The sequence below is a fragment of the Saccharomonospora iraqiensis subsp. iraqiensis genome (assembly GCF_000430445.1).
GTDB classification, from domain to species: Bacteria; Actinomycetota; Actinomycetes; order Mycobacteriales; family Pseudonocardiaceae; genus Saccharomonospora; species Saccharomonospora iraqiensis.
Map to the genome: position 1 here is coordinate 23,923 of NZ_KE387109.1, position 6,634 is coordinate 30,556.

General features: G+C 72.8%; 7 protein-coding genes. 2 read left to right on the top strand and 5 right to left on the bottom strand.

Annotated elements, in window-relative coordinates; all coding sequences use genetic code 11:
• The 3 genes from ACTIR_RS23745 to ACTIR_RS0115840 form a co-directional block, all read right to left on the bottom strand.
• Nucleotides 1-1,261, bottom strand: a 1,261-nt coding sequence (locus tag ACTIR_RS23745) for a 2Fe-2S iron-sulfur cluster-binding protein (RefSeq protein WP_154663783.1), incomplete at its 3' end; no start/stop codon positions are given.
• The gene (locus tag ACTIR_RS0115835; RefSeq protein WP_026455012.1) at nt 1,258-1,533 is read right to left on the bottom strand and encodes a sarcosine oxidase subunit delta; all 276 of its coding nucleotides are present in this window, start codon (nt 1,531-1,533) and stop codon (nt 1,258-1,260) included. The genes ACTIR_RS0115835 and ACTIR_RS23745, both read right to left, overlap by 4 nt.
• Nucleotides 1,534-1,545: 12 nt before the next feature.
• Nucleotides 1,546-2,778, bottom strand: coding sequence for a sarcosine oxidase subunit beta family protein (locus ACTIR_RS0115840; protein ID WP_026455013.1), 1,233 nt, complete (start codon nt 2,776-2,778; stop codon nt 1,546-1,548).
• 135 nt (nt 2,779-2,913) lie between these two features.
• On the opposite strand from ACTIR_RS0115840, the gene ACTIR_RS0115845 reads away from it, so the two are divergent.
• A complete protein-coding gene (locus ACTIR_RS0115845) occupies nt 2,914-3,585 on the top strand; it encodes a GntR family transcriptional regulator (protein ID WP_026455014.1) in 672 nt (223 codons plus the stop codon).
• A gap of 79 nt (nt 3,586-3,664) precedes the next feature.
• Complete coding sequence (locus ACTIR_RS0115850) at nt 3,665-5,146, top strand: aldehyde dehydrogenase family protein (RefSeq protein WP_026455015.1); 1,482 nt, start codon at nt 3,665-3,667, stop codon at nt 5,144-5,146.
• 33 nt (nt 5,147-5,179) lie between these two features.
• On the opposite strand, the gene idi is transcribed toward ACTIR_RS0115850, so the two are convergent.
• Both idi and mmuM read right to left on the bottom strand, forming a co-directional pair.
• Nucleotides 5,180-5,821, bottom strand: coding sequence for an isopentenyl-diphosphate Delta-isomerase (gene idi / locus ACTIR_RS0115855; RefSeq protein WP_026455016.1), 642 nt, complete (start codon nt 5,819-5,821; stop codon nt 5,180-5,182).
• A 208-nt stretch (nt 5,822-6,029) separates the two neighbouring features.
• Nucleotides 6,030-6,634: homocysteine S-methyltransferase (gene mmuM / locus ACTIR_RS23750; protein ID WP_084789552.1), on the bottom strand; the 605-nt coding region annotated here is incomplete at its 5' end.

Consider the following 6,634-nt stretch of genomic DNA (forward strand, 5'->3'; position numbering starts at 1 on the left):
CTGCCGCACCGGCGTCGGCGCCCGTGCGCAGACAGTCCGACGTGTGCACCGCACCGGCGGCGGCACCGGCCGACCGTGCGGCGGGCAGGTCCCCGGCCGGGACGAAGGCGCCGAGCGACTCGGCGTACCGCAGCGCGCCCCGGCCCTGGCTGTGCAGGTGCACCGCCGGGGTCCAGCCGCCGGAGACCAGCAGCAGGTCGCAGTCGAGGTGGCTCTCCGCGCGACCGCGGGGGTGCGGCCCGTCGAGGTGCACACCACGGACGTGGTCGACGCCGGTGGTCCCGACCACGGCGGTGTCGGCCCGGATGGTGATTCCCCGTTCCAGGCACAGCGAGGCCCAGTGGGTGGACACGGTGTCCCGGGCGTCCACCACGGCCGCGATCTCCACCCCGGCGTCGTGCAGGTCCACCGCCGCCGCGTAGGCGCTGTCGTCGGTGGTGAACACGACCGCGCGCCTGCCCGGCAGCACCCCGTACCGGTGCAGGTAGGTGCGGGCGGCCCCGGCCAGCATGGTGCCGGGGCGGTCGTTGTCGGCGAACACCAGCGGCCGTTCGTGCGCGCCGGTGGCGAACACGGTCTGCCGGGCACGGATGCGGTGGACGCGCTGGCGGCTGAACGCGTCGTCGCCGCGGTGCTCGACCGCGGTGAACCAGTTGTGCTCGTGGTGGCCGAACACCGTGGTGCCGCTCAGCAGGCGGACCTCCGGCAGCGAGGCGAGCTCGGTGACCGCCCGCCGCACCCACCCGGTGCCGGGCGCGGCGTCCAGCCGTTCGCCGGTGCCCAGGAGACTGCCGCCGAACTCGGTGTCCAGATCGGTGAGGATCACCCGGGCGCCGCTGCGGGCCGCGCTCAGGGCGGCGGCCAGTCCGGCGGGTCCCGCCCCGACGACGAGGACGTCGCAGTGGGCGTACATCGCGTCGTAGCGGGCGGGGTCCGGGTCGGTCGCGAGCCGACCCTGGCCGGGCAGGCCGGTGGCCGCCAGCCCTTCCCGCAGCGGGACCGTCGTCGCGGGCAGCATCGGCTCCGGGAACGGCTCCTCGATCTGCACCAGCGCGTTCGGCTCCTCCACGCCGGCGGCCATGATGCCGCGCGGACGGCCGTACCGGATGCTGGTGGCGACCGTGTGGACGCCGTTGGCCAGCAGCGCCGAGGCGAGCGTGTCGCCGGCGTATCCCTCGTAGGCGTCGCCGTCGAAGCGGAAGCGGACCGGGCGGTCCCGGTCGATGCGCCCCCGGTCGGCGAGCCGGAACTCGTTGCTCACCTCGTCACCGCCTCTGCTGCGTGTGGGTCGTCGGGCTCGATGGCGTTGGTGGTGGTGTCCCGGCGCACGGTGAACCAGCGGCGGCAGCCCGCCTGGTGCGACCACCGCTCGGCGAACACGCCCCGCGGGTTGTCCCGGAAGAAGAGGAACCGCGCCCAGTGCTCGTCGGACACCGCGTCCGGCCGGTCCGGGTAGCGGACGTCGGCCTGGCCGCCGTAGTGGAACTCGGTCTCGTTGCGCGGCCCGCACCACGGGCAGGGAATGAGCATCATCGTCGGACTCCTTCAGTGCGCGACACCGGCGGCGCCGTGCTCGTCGATCAGTGCGCCGGTGGTGAACCGCTCCAGGCCGAACGGGGCGTTGAGCGGGTGCGGCTCGTCGTGGGCGATCGTGTGCGCGTAGCACCAGCCCACACCGGGGGTGGCCTTGAAACCGCCGGTGCCCCAGCCGCAGTTGACGTAGAGGCCGTCGAACGGGGTGCGCCCCATGATCGCCGAGGCGTCCGGGGTGACGTCGACGACGCCGGCCCAGGTGCGCAGCACGTGGGCGCGGGAGAACATCGGGAACAGTTCCACGGCCGCGGTGAGCTCCCGCTCGATGGTGTGGAACGACCCGCGTTGGGCGTACGAGTTGTGCGCGTCGATGCCCGCGCCGAGGACGAGTTCGCCCTTGTGCGCCTGGCTGACGTAGACGTGCACCGCGTTCGACATCACCACGGTGGGGTGCACGGGTTCGAGCAGCTCGGAGACCAGCGCCTGCAGCGGGTGGCTCTGGATCGGCAGCCGCAGCCCGAGGTCGTCGGTGAGTACGGACGTGCTGCCCGCCGCCGCCAGCGCCACCTTGCCCGCCCGGATCGTGCCGCGTGGGGTGTGCACCCCGACGACCCGGTCACCGACCCGCTCGAATCCGGTGACGGGGCAGTTCTGGATCAGGTCCACGCCCATGCGGTCGAGCGCACGCGCGAAGCCCCAGGCGACGTGGTCGTGTTTGGCGATGCCCGCCCGCGGCTGCCAGGTCGCCCCGAGCACCGGGTAGCGCAGGTCCTCCGAGGTGTTCAGGATCGGGCAGATCTCGGCCACCTGCGCGGGGTCGAGCCACTCCGCGTCGATGCCGTTGAGCTTGTTCGCCTCGACCCGGCGGACCGCGTCGCGGACCTCCTGCAGCGAGTGCGCGAGGTTGAGCACCCCGCGCTGGGAGAACAGCAGCGGGTAGTCGAGTTCGTCGGCCAGCCCCTCCCACAGCTTCAGCGAGTGCTCGTAGAGGCCGGCGCTCTCGTCCCAGAGGTAGTTCGAGCGGATGATCGTGGTGTTGCGGGCCATGTTCCCGCCGGCCAGCCATCCGCGTTCGAGCACGGCGATGTCGGTGATGCCGTGGTTGACGGCCAGGTAGTACGCGGTGGCCAGGCCGTGTCCACCACCACCGACGATCACCACGTCGTAGGACGATTTCGGCTCCGGGGAGTCCCAGAGCCACGCCGGATGGTCCGGCAGTTCGGCGCCGGGGGTGCGAGGCGTCATCGAGAACCTCCGTTCGAGCTTGCGCAGCGGGGGAGTACGGAGCCGGGTCGCCGAGGTCGGTCGGCGACTGAGGAACAGCTGATCGAATACTGGTCGACGTCTGATATATCAGCGTGTCGTCTACAGTAGGACCCCGTGGATTCCGGAGTCAACAGTTCCGCCGTCGCCGGTGGGCCCGCGGGCCGATCGCTGTCCGAGCACGCCTACACGACGTTGCGGGACATGCTGGTCACCCTGGAGATCCCGCCGGGGGCACCGATCAACGAGGAGCAGCTCTCCCGCAGCATCCAGGTCGGCCGCACCCCGCTGCGCGAGGCGATCAAGCGGCTGCAGGCCGAGGACCTCGTGGTGATCTATCCCCGGCGCGGCACGTTCGCCACCGAAATCAACATCACCGACCACGGGCTCATCGCCGAGGTCCGCAGGCACCTGGAGGGGCAGGCGGCCCGCAGCGCCGCCGCACGGGCCTCGGACGCCGAGCGGGCCGAGCTGGCCGCGCTGGCCGACCGGATCAGCCTGCAACGCGACGACGTGGACCTGATGCGGCTGGACACCGAGATCCACCGGGCGATCTACCACTGCACCCGGAACCGGTACCTGGAAGCCACGCTGAACCACTACTACAACCTGACCCTGCGGATCTGGTACCTGTTCCTCACCCGGCTGCAGGGCATGCCGCGGCACGTCGCCGAACACGAGCGCATGCTGCACGCGATCATCGCGGGCGAGGGCGAGGAGGCGGCCGAGATCGCCACCGGCCACGTCGCCCACTTCGAGAACGCCGTGCTCGCCGCCCTCCGCGAGTAGCCGGGCGACGCCGCCGGTTGCCCGCCCGCGCCCACGGGTATTCCCGACCGGGCACGACAGGCGAGGCGAAGGAGCGTCGATGAACTCCCCAGGACAGGCGCCGCGCGCGTACACCGGCTTCGACCGTATGCCGATCGGCGGTGAGTGGCGGGCAGGCGGCTCGGAGTCGGTGGCGGCGGACACCAACCCCTACACCGGCGAGGTACTGACCGAGATCCCCCTGGCCTCGACCGGGGACGTGGACCGTGCCTACCGGGCCGCCCGGGGGGCGCAGGCCGAGTGGGCCGCCCGGCTCCCGGGCGAGCGCACCGAGGTCTTCCTGCGCGCGATCCGGATCCTGGACGAGCGCCGCCGGGAGTTCGTGGAGTGGCTGATCGCCGAGGCGGGGGCGGTGCGTTTCCGGGCCGAGTTCGAGGTGGACCTCGTGCGCGGGGTCCTCGCGGAGGCCGCGTCGTTCCCCTCCCGGGTGGCCGGGCGGATCCTGCCCAGCACGATCCCCGGCAAGGAGAACCGCGTCTACCGGCAACCCGTCGGCGTCGTCGCGGTGATCAGTCCGTGGAACTTCCCGCTGCAACTGTCCAACCGGTCGGTGGCACCCGCGCTGGCGGTGGGCAACGGGGTGGTGCTCAAACCCGCCGGGGACACCCCGGTGACCGGGGGGCTGCTGCTGGCGAAGCTGTACGAGGAGGCCGGACTCCCCCCGGGGCTGCTCAACGTCGTGGTCGGGAAGAGCTCCGAGATCGGCGACGCGGTGGTCACCCACGACATTCCGCAGGTCATCTCGTTCACCGGCTCCACCCCGGTCGGTGAGAACATCGCGCGCAAGGCCCCGCTCAAGCGGTGCGCCCTGGAGCTCGGCGGGAACGGTCCACTGGTGGTGCTCGACGACGCCGACCTCGACGGCGCCGTGGACGCGGCCGTGTTCGGCTCCTACGTCCACCAGGGGCAGGTGTGCATGGCCACCAACCGCGTCATCGTCGACGCCCGGGTGCACGATTCGTTCGTCGACCGGTTCGCCGAGCGGGTCCGGGGGCTGCGTCCGGGTGATCCCACGGACACCGGCACCCAGATCGGGCCGATCGTCAACGGCAGCCAGTTCTCCCAGGTGCGCGAGAAGATCTCCCGCGCGGTCGACGACGGCGCACAGCTCGTCGTGGGAGGGGACCCGCTCGGCCCGACCGGGTTGGTGCTGCCCCCGCACCTGCTGGTGGGCACCAACCGGGTCGCCACCGCGGCGGAGGAGGTGTTCGGGCCGGTGGGCACCGTGGTGCGCGCCGACGACGAGCGGCACGCCCTCCAGCTCGCCAACGACACCGAGTACGGGCTCTCCAGCGCCGTCTACACCGGCGACGTCGAGCGCGGCGTGCGGTTCGCACAGCAGGTGCGGGCGGGCATGACCCACGTCAACGACACCACGATCAACGACGACCCGAACACCGCGTTCGGCGGGGAGAAGGCGTCCGGGCTCGGCCGCTTCGGCGGCGACTGGGCGATCGAGGAGTTCACCACCGACCACTGGATCAGCGTGCAGTACACCCCGCGGACCCTCCCGCTCGGTTGAGCGGGGTGCCGGGCCGCGGCCCCGCGAAGGAGATCACCCGCGCGGGGCGAGGGGCTCCCGGGCCGCCGAGGGCAGCTCGGTGTCGTCGGAGACCGGCCAGCGCAGCGGGTCGGGGCCCAGCCGGTGCAACGCGGCGACCTGCCGGGAACACCACGGCGAGACGGCCGACGGGTCCGCGCGCACCTCGGCGACGAAGTCGGTCCACGGCACCCACCCGGCCTCGGCGACCTCCGACGGGTCCGGGCGCAGCGCGGGCCGGTCGGCCACGGTCGCCCGGTAGACGGGGCACACCTCGTTCTCCCGTGTGCCGTCCGGCATGGTGGCCTGGTAGGCGAAGGTGGGCAGGACCAGCTCGATCGTGTCCGCCACGACGCCGAGTTCGTCGGTGAGCCTGCGGGCCACCGCGTCGGGCAGCACCTCACCCGGCCCGGGGTGGCCGCAGCAGGAGTTCGTCCGCACGCCGGGCCAGGTCTTCTTCGCCCGGGCCCGGCGGGTGACGAGCAGCTGACCCGCGTGGTCGAAGACGTAGCAGGAGAACGCCAGGTGCAGCGGTGTGTGCTCGTGGTGCACCTCCGCCTTCGGTGCGAATCCGACGGGTTCGTGGTCCGCACCGCAGAGCACCACGTACTCGGTGTCCGGATCGAGCGCCGAATTCGTGTCGAGTGCTGAGATCATGGACCCGACCCCCTTCCTCTCGCGGCACACACACCGGCCGTGTCCCCCGGCCTCGCCTGCACTCTGCTGGGTGTCGCCGTCCCCGGCAACCCGACCGCCCCACCCCACCCGAACGGGGGTGCCGGCAGGTGTGCCGTGAAGGGCACTTTTCCTGCGCCCAGCGCGGTGAGGGGCACTTTCACTGCGTCCCGTGCAGGGAATGTGCCCCTCACGGCACAGCCGGGGTGACCACCTCGGCGAGGCGGGCGATGTCGGTGGGGAGGACGCGGCAGCAGCCGCCGAGGAGGGTGGCGCCCGCGGCGAGCCAGGTGGGGGCGTCCGTGGCGCGGTAGCGGGTGGGGCCGGTCCAGTCGCGGCGGTGTTCGTCCCAGCCCTCGCCGCTGTTCGGGTAGGCCACGACCGGTTTGCCGGTCACCTCCCGCGCGCACGCCACGGCCTCCGGCACCTCGGCGGGGGCACAGCAGTTCACCCCCACCGCGACGACCTCCGGCGCGTCCGCCGCGACGGCGAACGCCTCGGCCATCGGCTGTCCGGCCCGGGTACGCCCGCCGTCGACGTTGAACGTCAGCCACGCGGGCAGCCCCACCCCCTCGACCGCGCGCACCAGCGCCTCGGCCTCGTCCACGTCCGGCACCGTCTCCAGCGCGAGGACGTCCGGCCCCGCCTCGGCCAGCACCTCGATCCGGGGGCGGTGCCAACGCCGCAGTGCGGGGACGCTCACCCCGTACCGGCCGTGGAACTCCGACCCGTCCGCCAGTGCCGCGCCGTACGGGCCGACCGACGCCGCCACCCACAGCTCCGACGCCGCGGCCG